This is a genomic window from Glycomyces terrestris (assembly GCF_003933745.1).
In the GTDB taxonomy this organism is placed as follows: domain Bacteria; phylum Actinomycetota; class Actinomycetes; order Mycobacteriales; family Micromonosporaceae; genus Glycomyces; species Glycomyces terrestris.
Map to the genome: position 1 here is coordinate 43,889 of NZ_RSEB01000001.1, position 22,372 is coordinate 66,260.

Here is a 22,372-nt window from a genome sequence, read left to right on the forward strand (position 1 = left end):
TGATGTTAACATACCCTGGGTATGTGAAACGGAGGTCGCGGATGGGCAGGGCCGACCAGCGGGAGGCGACGCGGCGGGCACTCCTCGCCGAGGGGCGGCGGCGCTTCGCCGCCGCCGGGTACCACGAGGTGGTCCTCGCGGAGGTCGCGCAGGCCATCGGGGCCACGAAGGGCGCGGCGTACCACCACTTCGGGAGCAAGCTCGGGCTGTTCCGGGCGGTCGTGGCCGAGGTGCAGGACGAGCTCGGCGGGCGCGTCGCCGCCGCGGCCGACGCGGTCGCGGACCCCTGGGCGCAGCTGCGCGCCGGCTGCCGGGCGTTCCTGGCGTCCGGGACCGACCCGGCCGTGCGGCGCATCCTGCTCGAGGACGCCCCGGCGGTGCTCGGCTGGGACGAGTGGCGCGCGATGGACGAGGCGTCCTCAGCGCGGCACCTCGCCGAAGCGCTCGACTCGCTCGCGCGGGCCGGCGTGATCGCGGCGCAGCCGGTCGAGCCGTTCGCGCGGCTCCTGTCGGGCGCGATGAACGAGGCGGCGCTGTGGATCGCCCGCTCCGGCGACCCGCAGGCCCTCGACCAGGCCGCGGCCGCCCTCGACCGGCTCCTGGAGGGCCTGCGGGCTACCGAGGCGGCTTAGTCGCAGTCGATCGGGCCTCCGGAAACCTGCAAGCGCGGGCAGCGGCCGCCGTCGAGTCCCGGCGGTCCGGACCGCGGCACCGGTCGATCCTCGACGCCCCGAGGTGGGGCGCGATCAGGTCATCGACCTGTCGGACCGGTCGTCGATGCCGGGAGCATGCGTCGCGGTCGATCTCGTTTCGCCGTCCCAGCTCGTACCGGGTCGGCCTGGGCGCGCCGGACGGGGCGGTCCCGCCGGGCGGCTCAGAAGACGACGACGATCTTGCCGTTCAATCCCCCGCCCTGGAGGCGTTCGTGGGCGGCTCGTATCTCGCCGAGGCCGAACACGGCGTGCACGCGGGGCCGCAGCGAGCCGTCGTCGACCAGTCGCGCCAGCTCGCGCAGTCCGGCGCCGTCCTCGCGCACCTGATTGACGACGGTCTCGACACCGCGCGAGGACAGGTCGGGGATCGGGCCTGCCTGCGTCGCGACGGACAGGTACCGCCCGCCGTCGGCGACCGCCTCGGTCGTGAAGGCGCCGAACGTGTCGAACACCGCGTCATATGCGCGGGAGCGGAGCTCTCGGCGGTCTGCCGTGGCGGTGCCGGCACCGTGTTCGAGCGCGGGAGCCACCTGTTCGTCGCGCGAGACCAGGGCGTCGACCTCGATGCCGCGGGCGCGGGCGATCTGGAGCGCGTTGCCGCCGACCGCGCCGCCGGCCCCGGTGACGAGCAGCCGCTGCCCGGCGGACAACCCCAGCCAGTCCAGCGACTGCAGCGCCGTCAGTCCCGCGAGCGGCAGCGTGGCCGCCTCCATGAGGCTGGCCGCCGCCGGCGCGGGCGCCACGGCCCGAGCGGGGACCGCGACCAGATCGGCCCAGGTTCCTCGGCCGTCGGCGAGCTGGTGCGACATGGCGATGACGCGGTCCCCGGTTCGCAGACCGCTTCGGGCGCCTTCGACCACGATCCCCGCCAAGTCCCAGCCGAGCGTGGCCGGCAGCGGTGTCGTCTCACCGAAGACGCCTTCCCGTGTCTTGACGTCCACGGGGTTCAGGCTCGTCGCGACCGTGCGGACCAGCACCTCGCCGTCCTTCGGTTCCGGAGGGGAGGCCGACACCAGCCCGAGGACGTCGAGCGATCCGAACCGGTCGATCTGCACAGCGCGCAAGAGAGCACCCTTTCCCAGTGAGGCCATTCGAGGTGGATCAACCCGCCGCCCGCACCGGGTATTCCTCGGGCGTCCCCGTGCGGGGCGGCCGATACCGCACTGCGCCTTGGCCGCTCGTCAGGACGCCGCCGCGTTCGGGGTGCGGGCGGCGCCGATCGCTCCGGTGCGAGAGTTCAGCTGACTGTAAGGACGATCCGCGGGGTTCGGGCCGCGGGCGCGGGACAATTTCTGCATGACCGAGCTCCCCTTCGCGTTCGCGCTCATCGCGGGCGCGGTCGCCGCCGTCAACCCGTGCGGGTTCGCGCTCCTGCCGGTGTACGCCGGATTCCTCATCAGCGGCGCCGCGGGCGAGGAGGTCTCGCGGCGGCAGGCGCTGGCGCGGGCCGGGCTGTTCTCGCTCGCGGTGACGATCGGGTTCACGGCGGTCTTCGGCGCGTTCGGGCTCGTCGTCTCGTTCGTCGCGGTGAACTTGGCGGCGGTGCTGCCGTGGGTGACCGTGGGCGTGGGCGCCGCGGTCGCGGCGGTCGGGGTGTGGCTCCTGCTGGGCCGGGAGCTGCCGTCGTTCCTGCCGCGCATCGGGGGCCGCGAGGTGCGCCGCTCGTTCGGTTCGATGACGGTCTTCGGGCTGCTGTACGCGCTCGCGTCGCTGTCGTGCACCGTCGCGCCGTTCCTGGCGGTCATGGCGCAGACGTTCCGCTCGGCCTCGGTGCTCGGCGGGACGCTGGTGTTCCTGGCGTACGCGCTCGGCATGGCGCTGGTCGTGGGGGCGGTCTCGCTCGCTATCGCCTTGGCGCGCCAGGGCATGGTGGCCTGGATGCGGCGCCAGTACCCGAAGGTGACGCGGGTCGTGGGCGCTCTGCTCGTCGTCGCGGGGCTCTACGTGGCGTACTACGGCTGGTGGGACATGCGGGTGCTCGCGGGCGGCGACCCCTCCGACCCGGTGGTCGAAGGGGCGCGCACCGTGCAGCGGTTCCTGGAGGAGGTCGTGCGGTCGGTGTTCGGCGGGTGAGTCAGCCGAGTCCGGCGACCTTCTCGTCGAGCTCGCCGCCCGAGAACGACCCGCTGTCGACGATCTCGCCCGCCGAGTCCAGGAGCACGTAGGTGCTCTGGGAGGTCACGTCGAACCGGGTCCACAGCTCCCCGTCGGGGCTCTGGAGGTGCGTGGCCTCGGCGGTGCCGGTGTCCTCCACGAACGCCTGGAGCTGCTCCTCGGTGCTGGAGCGGTAGAGGCCGGTCCCGGCGACGCCGACGACGGCGACCCGGTCCCCGTGCTCCTCGATCAGGGCCTCCACGTCCGGCCCCTGGCCCTGGCAGATCGGGCAGTCCTCCTGCCAGAACCACAGCACGGCGGGCCTGCCGGCCAGCGACGAGCCCTCGAAGGCGTCGCCGTCGACGGTGGTGGCGGTGAAGTCCAGCAGTTCCGGGACGGCGGCGTCGGTCTCGGCGGCGGTCGACTCGCCGGGCGCGGTGGTGGTCTCGCCCATGGTGGTCGCCGCGTCTCCGGTGTCGTCGGGCTCCTCCGAGCCGCACGCGCTCAGGGCGAGGACGGCCGCGGCCGCGGCGGCCGCGACGCCGATGACGGTGCGCTTCATGGCAATGCTCCGTTCGTCAGGGTGATCGTCCTTTCATCCTGCCCGCCAGGGGCCGTGCGGGCGCGCGGGAATCCTTACGTTCCGGTGAAGTCTCGCGGGGTCGACCCGCGCCGAGATGCGGCCGCGCTCAGGAGGGCAGCGGCTCGCCCGTCTCCAGGAGCGTCTTCAGGCTCGACAGGAGTGCGGGCCAGCCTTCGCCGATCATGTCGCGGACGGTGCTGCCGGGTGCGAAGCCGTCGTGGACGACGGTGAGCTTGACGGCGGCGCCCGCCGGTTCGAGCGTGAAGCCGACCCGGGAACGCGGCTCGCGGCGATCCGGGCGCGAAGCTCCTCGTCGACGCCGGCTCCGGCCGCCCATTCGGGGGTGAAGGTGTGCCAGGTGTAGGACAGGCGCCGCGGCGGGTCGCACTCGAGGACCCGCTGCCCGGGATCGCTCGTCGTCGTCCCGCGTTCGACCCAGGCCATGGGCGCGCCGGGCGTCCAGTCGGTCGCGAAGGCCACGCCCCAGTACCGCCGGGTGGACTCGGGGTCCGTCAGGGCCTGCCAGAGCCGTTCGGGCGTGGTCTTGACGTACGTGACGTAGACGAAGGCGTCGTCGCCCATGTGGTGCTCCTCCGGTGCGAGTCGGCCGCAGGCGAGTCCGGTGACGGGCATCGCGGCCGCAAGTGGTCGGCGATGGCTCCAGTCTCGGCCATCCGGGGGCCCGGCGTCGTCTTCTTCACAGGTCCGTCGCCCCGCGGGTGCCGGCCGGGCCGGGCGTCATGCCGTCTCCGTGAAGGCGGCGTCGCGGCGGGGTTCCGGCCCCGGCGCGGTGCCGCTAGCGTGGCGGCATGGACGAGCATGAGCGGCACCGGCACGCGTCGTCGTTCGGGGCGGTGGCCGAGGCGTACGCGGAGCACCGGCCGGACTATGCGCCGGCGGCGGTCGGCTGGGCGCTGGAGCCGGCGCCCGGTCGGCGCGTGCTCGATCTCGGGGCCGGCACCGGGAAGCTGACCGGGGCGCTGATCGCTCGGGGCGCCGAGGTCGTGGCGGTCGAGCCCGACGCGGCGATGCTGGCCGAGCTGCGCCGGTCCCTGCCCGGGGTGCGGGCGCTCGCGGGCAGTGCCGAGGCGATCCCGCTGCCGGACGCCGCGGTGGACGCGGTGGTCGCGGGGAACGCCATGCACTGGTTCGACATGGACGCCGCCGGGCCGGAGATCGCCCGCGTCCTGGCGCCCGGCGGGGTGCTCGCCGGGTTGTGGAACGTCGTCGACGACGGGGTCGCGTGGGTGCGCGGCCTGGTGGAGGCCGGCGGCCCGGCGGCCATCGGGCCGCGCGACACGCCCGCCGGATGGCGGGCCGCGACGGCGGGCATCCACCTGCCGCGGGCCGGTGTGCCGAGGTTCGGCTCGCCGGAGCGGGCCGAGTTCGCGCACGGTCAGCGCCGCACGGCGGACTCGCTCGTCGCCGCGCTCGCGACCCGGGCGGGCCTGGTCGTCATGCCGGAGCCGGAGCGGACGGCGGTGCTGGCCCGGGTCCGGGCGTACCTGGCGGGTCGGCCCGAGACGGCCGAGGGCGAGTTCACGTGGCCGCTGCGGACCGGCGTGCTGCGGCTGCGAAGGGGCGAGTCCGCTTCGGCGGCAGCGTGACTCGTCAGCGGGCCGGGGCGGGGCCGGTGGAGTCGCGGACGGTGAGGGTCGTCGCGAGGTGGAGGTGCTGGGAGGCGGGCTTGACGCCCTTGGCCATGCCGAGGACGGTCTCGACGGCCATGCGGCCCATGCCGGTGAGCGGCTGCTCCACGGAGGTGAGGCCGGGTGAGGTCCACTCGGCGAGTTCGGTGCCGTCGAAGCCGGTGACGGAGAGGTCGCCGGGGACGTCGACGCCGAGCTCCTTCGCCGCCGCGAGGACGCCGATGGCGATCTCGTCGTTGCCGGCGACGACGGCGGTCGGGCGGGGGTCGAGGGCGAGGAGGCTGCGGGCGTTGGCGAATCCGGCTTCGACGGTGAAGGCGTCGTGGCGGACCAGATCGCGGTCGAAGGGCAGGTCGGCGGCGTCGAGCGCGGCCCGGTAGCCCTGGAACCGCTCGGCGGAGGGATCGGAGTGCGGCGGTCCGCCGATCCAGGCGATGCGCCGGTGGCCCAGGCGGATGACGTGGTCGGTCGCGGAGCGGGCGCCGGCCCAGTTGGTGGAGCCGATGGTGACGACGCGGGAGTCGGCGGCGCCGAGCGGGTCGATCGCCGCCACGGGCAGTCCCCGGGCGCCCGCGGCGGCGAGCAGCGGCTCGGGCACGGGCACGGCGAGTTCGATGAGGCCGACGGCGCCGGCCGCCTGGAGTTCCGTGATCCAGGCGTCGGCGGTCTCCGCGCCCACGGGGCCGTCCGGCGCCAGGCGGAGCAGGAGCTCGGTGCCCGCTTCGGTGGCGGCGGCGAGGATCTCCTGGAGCACGGTGCCGGCGTAGGGGGAGGCCATGAAGTCGAGCACGACCACCAGGGCCGGGCGCCGGGGGAGGTCGCGCGGTCGCGGTCCCGCATAACCGGTCTCGGCGACGACGGCGAGCACGTGCTCGCGGGTGGCGGCGGAGACGTCACTGCGTCCATTGAGGACTTTGGAGACGGTCGAGGGCGCGACGCCCGCCCGCGCGGCGACGTCGTTCAGGGTGACCTTGCCGCGTCGGGACTGCCGGTTCACGATCGCACCTTCCAGGGGTTTCGAAACATTTCGAGGATAACACCGTGCGTTCGGTGAAGTAAAGACGCATGACAGCGCCTATTGACCGGGGTCGGTTCCGGCGTTTACCCTCCATGCGGACCGAGAAACTTTCGAAATGTTTCGAAGATGATGCAGAGCGAAGTGAGCAGCATGGCGAACACCCTCCGATCCGCGATCACCGTCGACGGCCGCCCGTGCGAGGAGACCCCGCTGGTGCACGTGTGGAACGAGTGCGCCGGCGCGGGCCGGGCGAACGAGGCCCTGCGGGCGGACTGGCAGCGGCAGTTCGCCGAGGCCGTGGACGTGCTCGGGTTCAGGTACGTGCGCTTCCACGGCCTGTTCCACGACGACATGTTCGTCTACCGGGAGAGCAGCGGCGGCGGCTTCGGCCCGAACACGCCCCTGCCGGAGCCGGTGCACACGTTCAGCTACGTGGACAAGGTCTTCGACTTCATCCTGGAGACCGGCGCCCGCCCGTTCGTCGAGCTCGGCTTCATGCCGCGCGAACTCGCGACGCAGACCGAGACGGTGTTCTGGTGGGGCGCCCATTGCAGCCCGCCGAAGGACATGGGCCGCTGGGTCGAGCTGGTCACCGCGACCGTCGAGCACTGGATCGAGCGGTACGGGCTCGACGAGGTCCGGCGCTGGCGCTTCGAGGTGTGGAACGAGCCGAACCTGGTGCCGCACTTCTGGACCGGCACGAGGACCGAGTACTTCGAGCTGTACGAGGCGACCGCGGCGGCGATCAAGCGGATCGACCCTGAGCTGCGCGTCGGCGGGCCCTCCACGAGCGTGTTCGTGCCCGACGACCGGTACAAGGGCGAAGTCGAGGACCGCTCGAAGGAGCACGCCACCGCGGCCGCGGCCGACGTGGACGCCCTCGACTGGCGTCCGGTGTGGATCGAGGAGTTCCTCGACTGGTGCGAGCGGCGGCGGGTCCCGGTCGACTTCGTCTCGACCCACACCTACCCGACCGACTACGCGTTCGACGTGAACGGCGTGGGCGTGCCGCTCTCGCGCTACGCCGACGCCACCCGCGACGACCTCACCCTCCTGCGCAAGCTCATCGCCGCCAGCGCGTTCCCCGACGCGGAAGTGCACATCACGGAGTGGTCGACCTCCCCGTCCTCGCGGGACCGCATGCACGACACGGTGTTCGCGGCCACCGCGATCACGCGCGCGTACCTCCAGTGCGCCCCGCTCGCCGAGTCGATCTCGTACTGGACGTTCACCGACGTCTTCGAGGAGGGCGGGGCCGGGATCGGGCCCTTCCACGGCGGGTTCGGCCTGGTGAACGAGCAGGGCATCCACAAGCCGACGTTCCACGCGTTCAGGATGCTGGGCGCCCTCGGCGACCGGCTGCTGCATTCGACGCCGCACGGCGCGGTGACCCGCGACAGCCGCACCGGCGCGGTGTCGGCCCTGTTCTGCAACTACCCCGAGGAGATGGGCACGGCGTCGGTCGGCTCGGCCGACTCGTACGAGGCGACGCGGCACCTGGCGGGGAAGGGTCCGAACCGGAGGGTGCGGCACGAGGTCGCCGGTCTGGAGCCGGGCGCGGTGTTCGTGGTCGAGGTCCTCGACTGGGAGCACGGGAACCCGGCCGAGGAGTGGCACCGGCTCGGGAGCCCGGTGAACCTCTCGCGGGAGGAGGCGCGGCACCTGGCGGCGGTCGCGGACGCGCTGCTGCGGTACACGGTGACCGTGCCCGAGTCGGGCGTGCTCGACCTCGATCTGGACCTGGCGCCGTGGGCAGTGGCGTCGGTGCGGCAGGCGGTCTGACGGTCCGGGCGGTCCCGGGCGGCGCGTGCCGCCCGGGACCGGCGCTCACTTGCAGCGGTGGCCGGTGATGCGCTGGAGGTTGCCCGAGTAGATGAGGTCGCGGTCCTCCTCGGTGATGTCGAGGTCGTCGACGATGCGGATCATCTCCCTGATGTACATCGGGCCGCCTTCGGGGTCGAAGGGGCAGTCGCTGGCGAACAGGACGTGCTCGGCGCCGAAGAACTCGAGGCCGCAGCGGGTGCCGATCGCCGAGCCGGAGAGGGCCGTGTCGGCGTAGAAGGAGCGGAAGTAGTCGATCGGCGGCCGGGAGAGGCCGTCGAGGACCTTCGCTGCCTCGCCGCCGTGGGTGCGGCTGCCGAACTGGTCGGCCCAGCCGAGGCGGATGCGGCCTTCGAGGAACGGGATCATCGCCCCCATGTGGTGGGTGACGACCGCGAGGTTGGGGTGGCGTTCGAGCAGGCCGCTGAAGACCATGCGGGACATGGCGACGCTGGTCTCGTACGGCCAGCCGAGGGCCCACCAGACCTCGTACTTGGAGGTCGCCTCGCCGGGGTAGTCGCTGGCGGCGGCCGAGCGGGCCGGGTGCATCCACACCGGGAGGTCGCGCCGGGCCATCTCGGCGAAGACGGGCGCGAAGCGCGGGTCGTCGAGGGGGACGCCGCCGACGTTGGTGAAGACCTGGACGCCGACCGCGCCGAGTTCGTCGAGGGCGTACCGCAGTTCGGCCATGGACGCCTCGGTGCTGTTGAGCGGCAGGGAGGCGACGAACGCGGGGAAGCGGGACGGGTGGCGCTCGACGAGGCCGCGCATCTCCTCGTTCGCGAGGCGGGCGAGGCGCCACGACTCGTCGGGGCCGGCGAGCATCTCGATCGGCGGCGAGGAGAGCGTGAGGACCTGCTGGTAGTCGGGGCCGAACTCGTCCATCATCCGCAGCCGGGACTCGACGTCGTGGAGGGCGGGGAGGTTGAGCCAGCGCTTGAGGGCCTTCGGGTCGGGCGCGAGTTCGCGCATGGCCTCGAAGTAGCGGGGCGGGAGGATGTGGCTGAACGCGTCGATCTTCAACGCGACTCCTTCGCGGTGTCGGGGACCCAGCCGGTGAGGCGGCGGTCGACGAATTGGACGAGGGCGACCGAGGCGAGCGCCACGGCGATGACGACCAGGAGGATCGCGAGGACGGCGGCGCCGTCGAAGCTCTTGCCGGCCTGGGTGACGATGCGGCCGAGGCCGGTGACGGCGATGAACATCTCGCCGTTGATCATCCCGGTGACGGCGCGGCCCATGCCGAGCCTGACGCCGGCGAGGATCGTGGGCGAGGCCGCCGGGAGGATGACGCGGGTGACGAGCTGCCATTCGTTCGCGCCGTAGGAGCGGGCCATCTCGACCAGGTGCGCGGGCACCTGCTCGACCGCGTCGGCGGTGGTGACGATCATGATGAACGCCGAGTACATGAAGACGACGGCCACGATGGACGACTGGCCGGGTCCGAGGACCGAGAAGAAGATCGGCGCGAAGACCAGCGCGGGCGCCGTCAGCAGCGCGTACACGTAGACGCCGAGGGCGGCCTTGACCCGCCGGTACCTGCCCATGGCGGTGCCGACGACGAGGCCGGCGGCGAGCGAGACGGCGAAGCCGAGGGCGAGGTTGCCGAGGCTGACCAGCAGGTTGCCGAGGATCTCGCCGTTCGCGGTCATCGCGGCGAGCGTCGCGACGACCTCGCTGAGCGGCGGGAAGAACGGGACGCCGGCGGCGCGGCCCACGACCTCCCACAGCACGGCGCCGGCGGCGAGGGAGACCAGGCCGAGCGGCAGCCGCCGGGCGCGGGGCTCGAACCGCGGTGCGGTGCGCGCCCGGGGCGGCGCGAGGGCGCTCACCGGACGGCCTGTTCGCTCGGGGCGGCGCGGTGCTCTTCGTGCATGTCGCGCAGGCGGTCCCACAGGTGGGCGGTGATCTCGACGTACTCGCGGGAGCGTTCGAGGCCGCCGACGTCGGAGGAGCGGGGCCGGTCGAGCGGGACGTCGACGATCTCGGCGATCTGGCCGGGCCGGGCGCTCATGAGGACGACGCGGTCGCCGAGCAGCACGGCCTCCTCCATGGAGTGGGTGATGAACACGACCGTGAGCCGGTTCGCCTCCCAGATCGCCAGGAGCTCCTCTTGGAGGAGGCGGCGGGTCTGCTCGTCGACGGCGCCGAAGGGCTCGTCCATGAGGAGCACCTGGGGTTCGACGGCGAGGGCGCGGGCGATGCCGACGCGCTGCTGCATGCCGCCGGAGAGCTCGCCGGGGCGCTTCGACTCGAAGCCGGCGAGGCCGACCTTCGCGATGAGGTCGCGGGCGCGCTCGGTGCGCTCGGCCTTGCCGACGCCCTTGAGGCGCAGGCCGAAGGCGACGTTGTCGAGCACGGTGGCCCACGGGAGGAGCGCGAAGTTCTGGAAGACCATGCTGCGGTCGGGTCCGGGGCCGCGCACGGGCCGGCCGCCGACGGTGATCTCCCCCGCGTCCCAGGTCTGGAGGCCGGCGATCATCTTGAGCATCGTGGTCTTGCCGCAGCCGCTGGGGCCGAGGACGGTGAGGAACTCGTCGTCGCGGACGGTGAGGTCGACGCCTCCGAGGGCTTGGACGGGCGCGCCGTCCTGGCCGGTGAAGGTCTTGCGGAGTCCGGAGATCTCGATCATCTGCGGGCCTTCCCTTGCTGGTGGGTGGACGCCCAGGGCGCGATGAGGCGTTCGAGCCGCTGCGCGAGGGCGATGAGGAGGAGGGATTCGATGAGGACGGCGGCGATCACGGCGTAGAGGCCGGCGGCGTTGAACGTGCCGCGGAACTGGAGGATGAGGCCGCCGAGGGCGAGCGAGACCATGAGGAGCTCGACGATGACCATGCCGGTGACGGCGCGGCCGAGGCCGAGGCGGATGCCGGTCATGATCGCCGGGAGCGCCCCGGGGATGAGCACGTCGCGCCACAGCTGCCGTTCGCTCGCGCCGAAGGAGCGGGCCATCTGGATGAGGCCCGGGTCGACCTGGCGCACGCCGGTCCTGACGTTCACCACGACCATGACGACCGCGAAGAGCGCTACGAGGATCACGCGCGAGAGCAGTCCGAACCCGACCGACATGATCAGGAGCGGGATGATCGCGGCCATCGGGGTGACGAGCAGGATGTTGAGGTAGACGTCGGTGAGGCGTTCGAGGAGCCGGAAGCGGCCGAGGAGGACGCCGAGCGGGACGCCGACGGCGACCGCGCAGGCGAAGCCGAGGAGGAGCGCCTGGTTGCTGACCCAGAGCGCGTCCCAGAACGCCGCGGTGCGCAGCAGGTCGGCGAACGCGGCCGCCGTCTCGGTGAACGTGGGGATGAGCAGGCCGCCCCAGAAGGTGCCGTAGACCTCCCACACCGCGGCGAAGACCGCGAAGGTCAGGAGGCGGTAGGAGCGGTCGGAGTCGAGGACGCGCTTCCAGCGCGGGGCGCGGGTCGGATACGCGGTCATGGCGCTACCCGAGGAAGGAGAGGTCGGCGACGTCGTCGGCGGAGAGCTCCCCGATGACCCCGGCTTCGGTGAAGAAGTCGATGGTGCCCTGGACGTTCTCCTCGGTGAGCGCGGCGGCGTCGAACAGTCCTTCGTCCACATAGGCTTGCGCGATCGCGTCGAGCACGGGGCCCGGCTCCTCCCCCAGGTACTCGACGGCCAGGTCGACGAGGTGGCCGGGGTCGGCGTTGATGCGCTCGTGGACGGCGACGAGCGCGTCGATGAACGCGTCGGCGGCCTCGGGCGCGTCGGCCAGGAAGCCGGTGTTGGCGTAGACGGTCTGCGGGTGGAGGTCGGGCAGCGCGGCGCCGAAGTCCACGAGCGGCTCGAGCTCGGTCTCGCCGGCGGCGGCCAGCGCGACCGCGTCGGCGACCTCGAGCGCGGTGGCGTCGATCTGGCCGGCCAGGAGCGCTTGGGCGCGCACGTCGGAGCCGCCGATGACGAGGTACTCGGGTTCGCCGGCGGTGCACTCGTCGGCGACCCAGTCGCGGACCATGGCGGTGGCGACGGCGCCTTCGCTGAAGATGCCGACGGGCCGATCGGCGAGGTCGTCGCACTCGTCGACGCCCGGCCGCCCGTAGACGGCCCACTGGTTGCCGATGACGTCGGCGACGATGCGGATCGGGGCGTCCTGCTCGATGGCGAGGAGGGCGGGGCTGGTGGCCTCGGCGGAGAAGGCGTAGTCGCCGCGCGCGAGGCCCTCGATGGCGAGTTCAGGTTCGGCGAGCTCGACGACGTCGACGTCGTAGCCCTGCTCGCGGACGGCGTCGACGGCGGCGAGCAGGGGCACGGTGGTCAGGTCGGGTTCGACGAGGGCGACGGTGAAGGCGTTGGGGTCGGTCCTGCCGCAGGCGGCGAGGCCGGCGGCGACGGCGAGCGCGGAGGCGGCCAGGGCGGCCCGGATTCTTCGGGAACGATTCCGATTCGATGGCGGTGAAGGGTCGGGGACGTTTCGGGTTGCGGGGGCGAGTTTCGTTGCTGACATTGGCATCACCTTCGGATATGGGAATGGATGCGGTGATGCCTACAATATCGGGATCGATCCCGATAGGTCAAGAGACTTCGCCAAGAGACTTCGCCAAGGGACTTCGCCCGGTGGGTCCGGTTCGGAAGGGATCGTCCGGCCGCGGGGGTCGCGGCCGGGGCCGGGATCAGCGGTGCGGCGCGGCGACCGAGTCGCGCACGACGAGCGAGGGGTCCGACAGCCGCGGCGCGGCCGGACGGTCCCCGCCGTCCGCGAGGAGCAGGTCCAGGGCGTCGGCGGCCAGGGCGTCGAAGGGCACGTTGACGCTGGTGAGCGGCACGCTCAGCCGCGCGGCGATGGGGGTGTCGGTGTACCCGACGATCGAGAGGCGCCCGGGCACGTCGACGCCGGCCCGCTGCGCGGCGAACATGACGCCGATCGCGAGGCTGTCGTTCGCGGTGAACACGGCGGTGGGCACGTCGGCGAGCGCGAGCAGGCGCCGGCCGACGTCGACGCCGGCGTCGATGCTGAAGTCGGAGTGGTGCACCAGCTCGGGCGGGACCGGGAGGCCGGCCTCCTCCATGGCCCGCCGGTACCCGGCCTCGCGGTTCTGGGAGCTGGAGGCGTACAAGGGCCCGCCGACGTAGGCGATGCGCCGGTGGCCGTGCTCGATGAGGTGGCGGGTGGCGAGCCCGCCGCCGGCGACGTCGTCGGTGAGGGCCGCGGGACCGGTCCCGTCGGTGCGCATGACCAGTGAGTACGGGACGCCCTGCTCCTGGAGTTCGAGGAGGAACGGGTCGGCGCCGTCCGTGCGGGCGGTGGTGAGGACGAACCCGTCGACGCGCTGCGCCAGGAGCAGCCGCCCGCGTTCGAGGGCCTTGCGCGGGTCGTCGTCGGTGGAGACGACGGCGGCCTGGTAGCCGCGGGCGGCGGCCTGCTCGACGACGGCCTCGTAGATCATGGCCATCGGGGTGTCGGTGAGCCGGGAGACGACGACGCCGATCAGGCCGGTGCGCTGGCGGCGCAGGTTGGCGGCCCAGGCGTTGGGCACGTAGCCGTGCTCGGCGGCGATCTGCCGCACCCGGTCGGCCTTGGGGCCCTTGACCGGCGCCTTCCGGTCCAGGGCCCGCGAGGCCGCGGACCGGCTGACGCCGGCGAGCGCGGCGATGTCGTTCAGGGTGAGCGCGCGGCGCGGCTTGGGGTCGTCCGTGGACATGGTCGCCTCCTAGATCGGGATCGATCCCGATTCTAGGCGGATCGGGGTGCGCGCCGTCCGGTCAGGTCGGGAACCGGCCGGCCGGCGGCGGGTTCAGGGCCCGCCGAGCCGCGCGGCTTCGGGGACGCCGCAGGCGGCGTAGCCGCGGAGCGCGCGGTCGCGGTGGCGGCGGGCGGCGGCGGGGTCGCCGTCGCGGTGGTGGGCGTCGGCGAGGCCGTGGTGGGCCCGTGCGAGTTCGTAGGCGTCCTCGTGGGCCTCTGCTTGGGCGGCCGCTCGGCGGTGGTGGTCGAGGGCCTCCTTCGCGCGGCCGGAGGCGGTGAGGGCGCGGCCGAGGCCGTTGCGGGCCACGCGTTCGAGCGAGCGGTCGGCGAGGTCCTCGGCCCAGGCGAGGGCCTGCTCGAAGCGCTCGGTCGCCTCGGGGAGGCGGCCGAGCCGCAGGAGGTCCTCGCCGAGTTCGATGAGCGTCGCGGTCGTCCCGGCGGGGACGTCCTCGCGCTGGAGGGCTTCGAGGCAGGCGCGGTGCAGCTCCGCGGCCCCGGCCGCGTCGCCGCGCTCGCGCCGCAGGCCGGCGCGGAAGACCTCGAGGCGCGTGCGGTTGTGGAGGTCGCCGGGGGCGAGCCGTGCCTCGGCGTCGCGCAGGCGCCGCTCGGCCTCGTCGAGCCGGCCGAGGCGGATCAGCGGCGTGATCATGTTGAGGCCGACGATCGCGACCGCCGCGGGATCGGCGGACGTCGCGGCCAGCGCCAGGGCCCGCTCGTACACGGCGAGCGCGTCGCTGAACCGGCCGGAGCGGCTGTGCAGGACGCCGATGTTGGCGAGGGTGAGGCCGGCGTCGCCGGACTCGCCGAGGTCGAGCTTGAGTTCGACGGCGCGTTCGAGGTGCGCGATCGACTCCCGCAGCCGGCCTTCGGTCCCCAGCTGCCGGCCGAGGTATCCGAGGGCGTACGCCTCCTTCCAGGCGTCGCCGAGGGCGCGGGCGGCGGCGAGCCCGATCGCGTTGACGGCCGCGTGGGCGCTGGGGTCGCGGTCGTAGGGGAAGAACCCGCCGAACGCGCACGCGAGGTGCCATGCGGGTTCGGCGAGGCCGGCGCGCTCGGCCGCGGCGGCGGCCGACTCCAGGTTGCCGCGCTCGGTGCGGAACCAGGCCAGGGCCGTCTCGCGGTCGGCGAAGCCGGGCCGGCCGGCGTCGTACCGGGCGGCGCCGGCGGCGAAGCGGGCGACCTCGGGGACCACGCGCGCGGCGGCCCGGTACGCGAAATGGAGGTAGGTCTCGAGCAGCCGGGCGAAGGCCGCGTCGCGGTCGGGCGCGGACTCCTCCGCGGCCGCGAGCCGGGAGGCGTGGAGCCGCACCAGGTCGTGGAGCCGGTAGCGGCCGGGGGCGCGGGTCTCGAGGAGGTGGACGTCCACGAGGGACTCCAGCAGGGCCGCGGCCTCGCCGGTGCCGGTGCCGCCGAGCGCGGCGGCGGCGTGGACGTCGGCGTCGTCGCCGGGGACGAGCGCGAGGCGGCGCAGCAGCCGCCGCTGGTCGGCGTCGAGTTCGCGGCAGGAGGCGTGCAGGGCCGCGGTGACGCCGCGGTGGCCGATGTCGAACTCGGCGAGGAGCCGGTCCTCGTCGTCGAGGCGGCGCAGCAGGTCGTCGGTGCTCCATAGTGGACGGCTGCGCAGCCGTCCGGCGGCGAGCTCCATCGCCAGGGGCAGGCGCCCGCAGCGTTCGGCGATCGCGGCGGCCTCGGCCGGGGCGAGGCGGCCGGGGAGGATCGCGCCGAGCATCGCGGCGGCCTCGGCCGGCGGCGGCGGTTCCAGCGGCACCGAGTGCACGCCTTCGAGCAGGGAGAGGTCGTGGCGGCTCGTGGCGAGGACGAGGCTGCTGGGGGTGCCCGGCAGGAGCGCCTCCACCTGTGCCGCGTTCGCGGCGTTGTCGAGGACGAGGAGGACGCGGCGGTCGGCGAGGACGCTGCGGTAGCGGGCGGTGAGCTCGTCGGGGTCCGTCGGGAGCGGCCGGTCGTCCGCGCCGAGGCCGCGCAGGACGCGGGTCAGCACCGACGCGGTGCTCAGCGGCGGCGCGGACGGCGTGAAGCCGCGGAGGTCCACGAACAGCTGCCCGTCCGGGCAGCGCTCGGCGAGGGCGGCGGCCGCGTGGACCGCGAGCGCGGTCTTGCCCACGCCGGCCATGCCGTGGACGGCGATGACGGTGGCGCCGCGGTCGATCGCGCCGAAGACCGAGTCGAGGTGGTGCGCGCGGCCGGTGAACGAGGCGAGGGTCCGCGGCAGTTCGCGCGGAACCGCGGCGGCCTCCGCGGGGGCCCCGGTCAGGCGCGTGCGGCCGTCCGGTCCGAGTTCGAGCGCCTCGGCGAGGAGGCGCAGGGTCCGCGGCTGCGGCCGCACCCTGCCGAGCTCGATGTCCCGGATCGTGCGCGTGCTCAGACCGGACTTGAGGGCGAGCTCCTCCTGGGTCAGCAGCGCTTGGAGCCGAAGCGACCTGAGGCTTCGCAGGGCATCGGACGCTCGGTCGGCCATGCCGCCATGGTAGTTGCCGCCGCGGCGGCCCGACGCGGCGAGCACCCGCCGGAGGGACGCGGCGGCGGGGGGCGCGTACGCCGCCTCCGCTGATCCTGCCGGTGTCCTGCCGGTTGCGCACCTTGAGGTTCGGGCGCGGGCCGGGGAGGCTGGGTCGGTCGGCGCGAGCCGGCGCCGATCCCCGCTCCCGCCTACCGGTCCGCCGGCGCGCCGGAGCCCGTCGCGAGAGGACGTCATGACCGAGGTTCGCTGGCTGATCCGGCCGGCGCGATCCGAGCACGTGATCATCACCGCCCCGGACGCCACGGTGGGCACCGGTGCCGCGGTGGAGCGGTTGGAGGCGGCGCTGTCCGGGTTCGCCGGGGTGAGGCCGGCGTGGTTCGCTGCGCTTGAGCGCCTTGGGTACTGGTGGTATCCGATCTGCATGGTCGCGACCGCGGTGGTGTTCGCCGCGGCGGCGCCTGACGGCCGCTGGATGAGCGTCGCCTCCGGGCTCGGCGTGGGCGTGGCGGTCGCGGTCGTCACCGGCGGTGCGCTCACCTCGGTCGCGCACCTCCAGGCCCGCCTGCGGAGCGGGCGCACCGCCGAGCAGGCGATCGCCGAGGTCGCCGCGCTGGCCCGCCCGGCCGGCGGCGTCGCCGACCGCGTGGAGGCGATCCTCGCCCGGGACCCGGCGCGCGAGCACGAGGTGCACCGGATCGCTTGGGAGGCGGCGGGAGTCGGCCGCCCGAACCGCCGGGCCGCCGAGGACGCGCTCGACGAGCTGTGGCGGCGCGCCGACCCCGCGGCGGCGGCCGAGCGGGCGGCGAGGCTTCGGGAGGTCGAGGCGTCGCTCCAGGCGTACCGGCGCGAGCGCGAGCGGTGATGCGGGACCGGACGCGCACCTGGTGGTGGCTGGTGCTCATCGGCGCCGTGCCGGCGGCGATGGCCGCCGCGGCGGGCGCGATGGTGTGGTTCACGGTGTACGCGTTCACGGTCTCGCCCGTGACTGCGGTGCGGATAGCGGCCGCGTTCACGCCGCCGGCGGCCGTCCTGGGCCTGGGGCTGTGGATGCTGGTCGCACCGGTCGACCGCCCGGTCGCGGGAGTCGCGGTGGCCGAGCGCGACGAGCCGGAGCTGTGGGCGCTGGTGCGCCGGCTCGCGGCCGCCGCGGGAACCGCGCCGCCGCACCAGATCCGCGTGACCGCGGACGCCGACGCCGCCGTCAGGGAGGACACCCGGCTGCTCGGGCTGGTCGCGACGCGGCGGCACCTGTTCGTCGGCGCGCCGCTCGTCGCCGCGCTGCGCGCGGGCGAGTTCGCCGCGGTGCTCACGCACGAGTTCGCGCACTACGCCAACCGCGACACCCGGTTCGCGGGCGCCGCCTACCGGAGCCGCCGCGCCTTCGCGCGGACGGTGGCGGCCGCCGAGCACGGCGACCCGCTCCAGCGGGCGGTGCGGTTCCTGCTGCGGCCCTACGGACTGCTGGTGCTCCGCGCGTCGGCGTCGCTGAGCAGGCGGCAGGAGCGGGCGGCCGACGAGGCGGCGGCGCGGGCCACCGGTTCGGCGAACACGGCCGCGGCGCTGCGCGAGCTCGCCCCGATCGCCCGGTCGTGGGCCGTGTTCCGCCGCGACCACCTGCTGGCCGGCTGGGACGCCGGCTGCCTGCCCGCGGACGCGTTCACCGGCTACGCCCGGCTGCGGGCCTCGCTCGAAGACGAACTGGAGCGGCTCCGCGCCGCCCCGCCCGCGGGCGGCGAACCGTTCGACACGCACCCGCCGCTGGACGAGCGGATCGCCGCCGTCGCCGCGCTCGGGGCTCCCGGCCGGGTCCCGGTTCCGGCCGGGCCCGCGCTCGGACTGCTGCGCGACCCGGCCCGGCTGCTCGACGCCGCCCTGCTCGACGCGCTCGGGCCGGAGGCGCACGCGAAGCGCCGCGTCCCGTGGGCCGAGCTCATCCGGGAAGGGGCCCTCGCCGCCCTGACCGCGGACGCCGGGGCGGTCCTCGCCGCCGCGGCCGCCGCGACCGGCCGCCCGCCGGCGCCGGAGGCGCTGCTCGACGCGCTCGACGCCGGGCTGCTGCTCGAACTCGGCGCCGACCCGGCCGCGGCGCCGCCGCTGCCGGACCCGCCCCGCGTGCGGCGCGAACGGGCCCGGCTGTCCGTCCGCAAGGGATTGCACGGGGCCGTGGTCCTCGCCCTCGACGCCGCGGGCGCCGTGTCCTGGCGCGAGTCCTGGCCCGGGCCCGGGGCCGCCGTGATGGACGAGCGCCTCCGGGCGGCCCTCCCTGATCTGGTCGACGCCGCCGTCGCCGATCCCCCGCGCACCGCGCCCCTGCGGGCGCTCCTCGAATCGATCCGACCACCCGCTGAAAGGCCGCACCATGGCACTGCTGCTGAAGACCAAGACCCGCGTCCTGATGGCGATGCGCAAGGACGCCAAGCACCGCGGCCTGTCGTTCGCGACGTACATGGAGGTCGTGACCGCCCCTGAGATGATCGAACTCATCCGCGGGGTCGACCCGACCGCCAACCCGGCCGAGATCGTGCCCGGCCTGCCTGACATCCCCGCCGTCGACGTCACCCGGTTCGGCCTGCCGCCGATCGAGGCGCTGAGCACGGACCTGAGCCTGCCCGTCCCGGTGCTCGCCGCGGCCGTCGGCGCCGCCCGGGCCGGCGACTGGCGGCCCGCCGCGGACCTGCTCGAACGCAGCTACGGCGACTGGGCGATGCGCGCCGCCGCCGTCCACGCCCTCGGCGAGGCCGCGGCCGACGACGCGCGCTGGCTCGGCGCGTGGCGCGCCGCGGCCGGCGAGAACCGGCACCTGGCCGCCGTCGACGCCCACGGACTGCTCTGGCTCGCATGGAAGCTGCGCGGCAGCGCCCAGCCGGACCAGACCGCCGCCGCTCAGCACGAGGCGTTCTATTCGACGCTCGAACGCTCCGAGGCCGCCGCGCACCACGCGAGCCGGCTCGCGCCGGAGGACCCGACGCCGTGGTTCACGCTCGTGACGCTGGCGCGCGGCCGCGGCTACGACGCCGAGACGTTCGCGTCCGTCTGGCGCGAGCTCCAGGCCCGCGACCCGCTGCACCGGGCCGGCCACGAGTTCGCCGCCATGTACCTGTCCCCGGAGGACGGACCGGGCTCGTACGATCCGCTGTTCGCGTTCGCCGAGCGCGCCGCCGCCGCGTCCCCCTCACTGGCGTTCCTGGTCCTCCAGGCGGCGGTCGACTACGAGGACCGCGACGAGGCGATCTGGCGCGACGCCCGGGTGCTGCACGCGCTCGAGACCGTCCTGCACCGGCTCTCGACCCCCGCCGGCGCGAGCGGCGTGTTCGCCAACGGCGACCGGCACTGGGCGGCGTACGCGCTCGTCAGCGCCGGCCGCGGCGCGGCCGCGATCCCGCTGTTCGCGCAGCTCGGCACCGACGTCTCGGCCCGCCCCTGGCAGGACTACAACGACGCGGCAATCGCGGTCTTCGACAGCTTCCGGCGGCGGGCCTGCGCGGCGGCGTGAACCGCCCCCGCCTCCCGGCCCGCTGTCACGAAGCGGCCCAACCTGACGCGAGGAAGTCCAGGGAGCGGCCGACCTCCGGCACGCTCGCGGGGTGGTTGAGGTGGCCGTGGGTCATGCCGGCGGCCACATAGGACTCGACCGCGACGCCGGCCTCCGCCAGCTGGCGCTCGAACAGCTCCGCCGAGGGCCGCAGGTCATCGTACTCGGAGACGACGATCCGCGCGGGAGGCAGGCCGTCGAGGCGGCCCGCCCCCGGCAGGGCGTCCGGCGGGAGGTCGCTGGTGCGCCCGACGTAGTTCCGGACGGCCCACTCGAGGCCGAGCGGGTCGAACCGCCACGGGACGGCGGTCATCTCCGCGCTCAGGGACGGCGTCAGGGCCGGGACGGGGAAGTGCATCCACGGATAGGCGAGCAGGAGCGCCTCGGGCAGGCGCTCCCCCTCGTCGCGCAGCCGCATCGCGGCCGCGGCCGCCAGCGCGCCCTCGGCGCTGGCGCCGCCGATCGCGCGCGGGAGGCCGCGGTGGGGCTCCCGGTCGCTCCACCAGTTCCAGGCCGCGTGGACGTCGTCGATCGGCACGGGGTGCCGGACGCCGTCCCGGGCGAGGCGGTAGTCGACCGAGACGACCGCGACCCGCGCCCGGCGCGCGAGTTCCATGCTCACCATGTGGCCTTCGAGCATGTCGAGGTCGCCGGAGAGGAAGCCGCCGCCGTGGGCCCACAGGAGGGACCCGGCGAGGGGTCCCTCGGGGGTGTAGGTTCGCAGTCCGATCGGGCCGTGCGGCCCGTCGATCGCGGTGTCCTCCACGGCGACTCCGGTGGCGTCCACGGGGCGGGCGCTCGCGGTGTACCGGTCGATGAACGGGCCGATCATCTCGCCGCGCTCGGTCTCGGGGACGGCCGCGGTCGCCCGCTCCCATGCCGCGTGCATCTCGGTGAAGTATTCGTCGACCGGCACGGCCGCCTCCTCGTCTGTCAGGTTCGAAGCGATTCTGCCTCATGCTTTACCGGGTTCTGGCATCGGCGGCGCCGGACCCGCGGGTCCGGCGCCGGCCGCTCGGTCAGGCCTCGGCCGGGGCGTCCGGTCCGGCGGCGCGGGTCCGGTAGGTGAGCACGACGACACCGCTGCCGCGCGCGTGGCTGCTCTGGAGTTCCAGCGGCGTCCTCGGGTTCTCGGTGAACGAGCCGAGCGGCGCGCCGACCAGGAGCGGGTGCACGGCGAGCCGGAGCACGTCCAGCAGGCCGTGCTCGAGCAGGGTGTGGCTCAGCCGGCCGTGGCCGAACAGCACGAGGTCCTTCCCGCCCTCCTCCTTGAGCCGGGTGACCTCCTTGACGACGTCGCCGCGGACGATGACCGAGTTGTTCCAGTCGGCCTGGTCGAGCGTGGAGGAGAACACGTACTTGCGGATGCCGTTGACGGCGTCGGCGAACGGGCCGGTCTGGCCGGGCCAGCGCCAGGAGAGGTCGTCGTAGGTGCCGCGGCCGAGGAGCATCGCGTCGGCGCCGCCGAGCAGCGCGGCCGCCTCCTCGGTGAACTCCTCGTCGAAGTAGGGCAGGGCCCACGAGCCGGGGTCGTTGACGACGCCGTCGGCGGAGATGAGCGTGGACTCGATGATGGTGCGCATGCGCTGCCTTTCTCTGGTGGTGTCCTGCCGCGTCGGTGCGGCACTGGTATGGACCGGGGCCGGGCGGGAAAGGAATCGCGGGCGGCGCGGAATCTCGCCGCCGCGCGATGCTTTTCGGCCGTGCGGGCGGTCTACATGTCAGGACCCGTGTCCCGCGCCCGCAGCGCGGGCGGGCGCGGGGTGTCGGACGATGGGGAGGACGATGAGGAGGACGACGTCGAGCATGACGGTGCCCGTGGCGGACGAGTTCAGCGACCGGGCCGAGCCGTTCCGGGCGGAGCTGCTCGCCCACTGCTACCGGATGACCGGTTCGGTGCAGGACGCGGAGGACCTGGTGCAGGAGACGTACCTGCGGGCGTGGCGGGCGTACGGCCGATTCGAGCACCGCTCGTCGGTGCGCACCTGGCTCTACCGGATCGCGACGAACGCGTGCCTGACCGCGCTGGAGCACCGCCGCCGCCGCGTGCTCCCGTCGGGGTTCGGTCCGTCGAGCGCGGACCCCTTGGGGGCGTTCGCGACCGCTGACCCGGGCGGGCGGTGGGTCGAGCCGCTGCCGGAGGCGGTGCTCGGGGAGGCGGGCGACCCGGCCGCGATCATGGTCGAGCGGGAGAGCGTCCGCCTGGCCCTGGTCGCGAGCCTTCAGCTCCTGTCGCCGCGGCAGCGGGCGGTGCTGATCCTGCGCGACGTGCTCGCCTGGCCGGCCGCGCAGGTCGCCGAGGCCCTGGAGATGAACGTCGGCGCGGTGAAGAGCCTGCTCCAGCGCGCCCGCCGGCGGCTGGAGGAGGCGGGCCCGGAGCCGGGCGACGTCCTCGAACCGAGCCATCCGCAGGCCCGGCGCCTGGTCCGGGAGTACATGGACGCCTTCGAGCGGGCCGATCCGGCGGCGTTCGAGCGCCTCCTGCGCGAGGACGCCGTGCTGGAGACGACCGGGCCCGCGAGGTGGTTCGAGGGGCGGCGCGCCTGCGTGCCCTATCTCGGCCGGGTCGCGGCGGGGCCGGGCGAGTGGCGCATCCTCGCCACCGCGGCGAACGGTCAGCCCGCCCTGGCCTCCTACCGCCGCGACGGCGACCGGGGCTATCGCGGGCTCGGCATCGGCGTGCTGACCGTGACCGCCACCGGGATCTCCCGGGTCAGCGTCTTCGCGGACCCGGCGCTGCTGGCGCGCTGCGGCCTGCCGCTCGCGCTGCCCGCGTGAGGGTCCC

General features: G+C 74.4%; 21 protein-coding genes and 1 pseudogene. 8 read left to right on the forward strand and 14 right to left on the reverse strand.

Annotated elements, in window-relative coordinates; genetic code table 11:
* Nucleotides 1-41 precede the first annotated feature (41 nt).
* A complete protein-coding gene (locus EIW28_RS00200) occupies nt 42-632 on the forward strand; it encodes a TetR/AcrR family transcriptional regulator (protein ID WP_125245723.1) in 591 nt (196 codons plus the stop codon).
* A 242-nt stretch (nt 633-874) separates the two neighbouring features.
* Here the strand turns inward: EIW28_RS00200 and EIW28_RS00205 are convergent, their stop codons facing one another.
* Nucleotides 875-1,777: an NADP-dependent oxidoreductase gene (locus tag EIW28_RS00205; protein ID WP_125245724.1), complete on the reverse strand. Its 903-nt coding sequence runs from the start codon at nt 1,775-1,777 to the stop codon at nt 875-877.
* A gap of 232 nt (nt 1,778-2,009) precedes the next feature.
* Between EIW28_RS00205 and EIW28_RS00210 the strand changes: the two genes are divergently transcribed.
* On the forward strand, nt 2,010-2,786 hold the full coding sequence (locus tag EIW28_RS00210) for a cytochrome c biogenesis CcdA family protein (RefSeq protein WP_125245725.1): 777 nt from the start codon (nt 2,010-2,012) through the stop codon (nt 2,784-2,786).
* Between the two features lies 1 nt (nt 2,787).
* Here EIW28_RS00210 and EIW28_RS00215 read toward each other — a convergent pair whose 3' ends face one another.
* From EIW28_RS00215 to EIW28_RS25545, 3 genes and pseudogenes are all read right to left on the reverse strand, one after another.
* Nucleotides 2,788-3,369, reverse strand: a complete 582-nt coding sequence (locus EIW28_RS00215; protein ID WP_125245726.1) for a redoxin domain-containing protein — start codon at nt 3,367-3,369, stop codon at nt 2,788-2,790.
* Nucleotides 3,370-3,496: 127 nt separating this feature from the next.
* Nucleotides 3,497-3,727, reverse strand: coding sequence for an SRPBCC domain-containing protein (locus EIW28_RS25540; protein WP_408612175.1), 231 nt, complete (start codon nt 3,725-3,727; stop codon nt 3,497-3,499).
* A gap of 50 nt (nt 3,728-3,777) precedes the next feature.
* Nucleotides 3,778-4,023, reverse strand: a pseudogene (locus tag EIW28_RS25545) (SRPBCC domain-containing protein); the annotation flags it as partial.
* 176 nt (nt 4,024-4,199) lie between these two features.
* Here EIW28_RS25545 and EIW28_RS00225 point away from each other — a divergent pair.
* The gene (locus EIW28_RS00225) at nt 4,200-4,997 is read left to right on the forward strand and encodes a class I SAM-dependent methyltransferase (RefSeq protein WP_125245727.1); all 798 of its coding nucleotides are present in this window, start codon (nt 4,200-4,202) and stop codon (nt 4,995-4,997) included.
* A 4-nt stretch (nt 4,998-5,001) separates the two neighbouring features.
* Here EIW28_RS00225 and EIW28_RS00230 read toward each other — a convergent pair whose 3' ends face one another.
* The gene (locus EIW28_RS00230) at nt 5,002-6,036 is read right to left on the reverse strand and encodes a LacI family DNA-binding transcriptional regulator (protein WP_125245728.1); all 1,035 of its coding nucleotides are present in this window, start codon (nt 6,034-6,036) and stop codon (nt 5,002-5,004) included.
* 171 nt (nt 6,037-6,207) lie between these two features.
* Here EIW28_RS00230 and EIW28_RS00235 point away from each other — a divergent pair, with 171 nt between their 5' ends.
* Nucleotides 6,208-7,839: a GH39 family glycosyl hydrolase gene (locus tag EIW28_RS00235; protein WP_125246663.1), complete on the forward strand. Its 1,632-nt coding sequence runs from the start codon at nt 6,208-6,210 to the stop codon at nt 7,837-7,839.
* A gap of 45 nt (nt 7,840-7,884) precedes the next feature.
* Here the strand turns inward: EIW28_RS00235 and EIW28_RS00240 are convergent, their stop codons facing one another.
* The 7 genes from EIW28_RS00240 to EIW28_RS00270 all read right to left on the reverse strand — a co-directional run bounded on the left by EIW28_RS00240 (nt 7,885) and on the right by EIW28_RS00270 (nt 16,052).
* Nucleotides 7,885-8,901, reverse strand: coding sequence for an amidohydrolase family protein (locus tag EIW28_RS00240; protein WP_197716991.1), 1,017 nt, complete (start codon nt 8,899-8,901; stop codon nt 7,885-7,887).
* Nucleotides 8,898-9,710: an ABC transporter permease gene (locus tag EIW28_RS00245; protein ID WP_125245729.1), complete on the reverse strand. Its 813-nt coding sequence runs from the start codon at nt 9,708-9,710 to the stop codon at nt 8,898-8,900. Before EIW28_RS00245 ends, EIW28_RS00240 begins: the two co-directional genes overlap by 4 nt.
* Nucleotides 9,707-10,510 carry an ABC transporter ATP-binding protein gene (locus tag EIW28_RS00250; protein ID WP_125245730.1) on the reverse strand — a complete coding sequence of 268 codons (804 nt, stop codon included), beginning with the start codon at nt 10,508-10,510 and terminating at the stop codon, nt 9,707-9,709. Before EIW28_RS00250 ends, EIW28_RS00245 begins: the two co-directional genes overlap by 4 nt.
* Nucleotides 10,507-11,316, reverse strand: coding sequence for an ABC transporter permease (locus EIW28_RS00255; RefSeq protein ID WP_125245731.1), 810 nt, complete (start codon nt 11,314-11,316; stop codon nt 10,507-10,509). The genes EIW28_RS00250 and EIW28_RS00255 overlap by 4 nt, the downstream gene beginning before the upstream one ends.
* Nucleotides 11,317-11,320: 4 nt before the next feature.
* Entirely contained in the window at nt 11,321-12,340 is a 1,020-nt protein-coding gene (locus EIW28_RS00260; protein ID WP_125245732.1) for an ABC transporter substrate-binding protein, read from the reverse strand.
* Nucleotides 12,341-12,506: 166 nt separating this feature from the next.
* The gene (locus EIW28_RS00265) at nt 12,507-13,535 is read right to left on the reverse strand and encodes a LacI family DNA-binding transcriptional regulator (RefSeq protein WP_125245733.1); all 1,029 of its coding nucleotides are present in this window, start codon (nt 13,533-13,535) and stop codon (nt 12,507-12,509) included.
* 93 nt (nt 13,536-13,628) lie between these two features.
* Entirely contained in the window at nt 13,629-16,052 is a 2,424-nt protein-coding gene (locus EIW28_RS00270; protein ID WP_158630228.1) for an ATP-binding protein, read from the reverse strand.
* A 235-nt stretch (nt 16,053-16,287) separates the two neighbouring features.
* On the opposite strand from EIW28_RS00270, the gene EIW28_RS00275 reads away from it, so the two are divergent.
* From EIW28_RS00275 to EIW28_RS00285, 3 genes are read left to right on the forward strand one after another with little or no spacing between them, the layout of a single operon-like run.
* On the forward strand, nt 16,288-16,917 hold the full coding sequence (locus EIW28_RS00275; protein WP_158630229.1) for a hypothetical protein: 630 nt from the start codon (nt 16,288-16,290) through the stop codon (nt 16,915-16,917).
* Nucleotides 16,917-18,524 carry a M48 family metallopeptidase gene (locus EIW28_RS00280; RefSeq protein ID WP_125245736.1) on the forward strand — a complete coding sequence of 536 codons (1,608 nt, stop codon included), beginning with the start codon at nt 16,917-16,919 and terminating at the stop codon, nt 18,522-18,524. The genes EIW28_RS00275 and EIW28_RS00280 overlap by 1 nt, the downstream gene beginning before the upstream one ends.
* Nucleotides 18,415-19,548: a hypothetical protein gene (locus EIW28_RS00285; protein WP_125245737.1), complete on the forward strand. Its 1,134-nt coding sequence runs from the start codon at nt 18,415-18,417 to the stop codon at nt 19,546-19,548. The genes EIW28_RS00280 and EIW28_RS00285 overlap by 110 nt, the downstream gene beginning before the upstream one ends.
* Before the next feature lie 25 nt (nt 19,549-19,573).
* Here EIW28_RS00285 and EIW28_RS00290 read toward each other — a convergent pair whose 3' ends face one another.
* Together EIW28_RS00290 and EIW28_RS00295 are read right to left on the reverse strand one after the other, a co-directional pair.
* Nucleotides 19,574-20,503, reverse strand: coding sequence for an alpha/beta hydrolase fold domain-containing protein (locus tag EIW28_RS00290; protein ID WP_125245738.1), 930 nt, complete (start codon nt 20,501-20,503; stop codon nt 19,574-19,576).
* 103 nt (nt 20,504-20,606) lie between these two features.
* Entirely contained in the window at nt 20,607-21,170 is a 564-nt protein-coding gene (locus EIW28_RS00295; RefSeq protein ID WP_125245739.1) for a dihydrofolate reductase family protein, read from the reverse strand.
* Nucleotides 21,171-21,393: 223 nt separating this feature from the next.
* Between EIW28_RS00295 and EIW28_RS00300 the strand changes: the two genes are divergently transcribed.
* The gene (locus tag EIW28_RS00300) at nt 21,394-22,365 is read left to right on the forward strand and encodes an RNA polymerase subunit sigma-70 (RefSeq protein WP_125245740.1); all 972 of its coding nucleotides are present in this window, start codon (nt 21,394-21,396) and stop codon (nt 22,363-22,365) included.
* Nucleotides 22,366-22,372 lie beyond the last annotated feature (7 nt).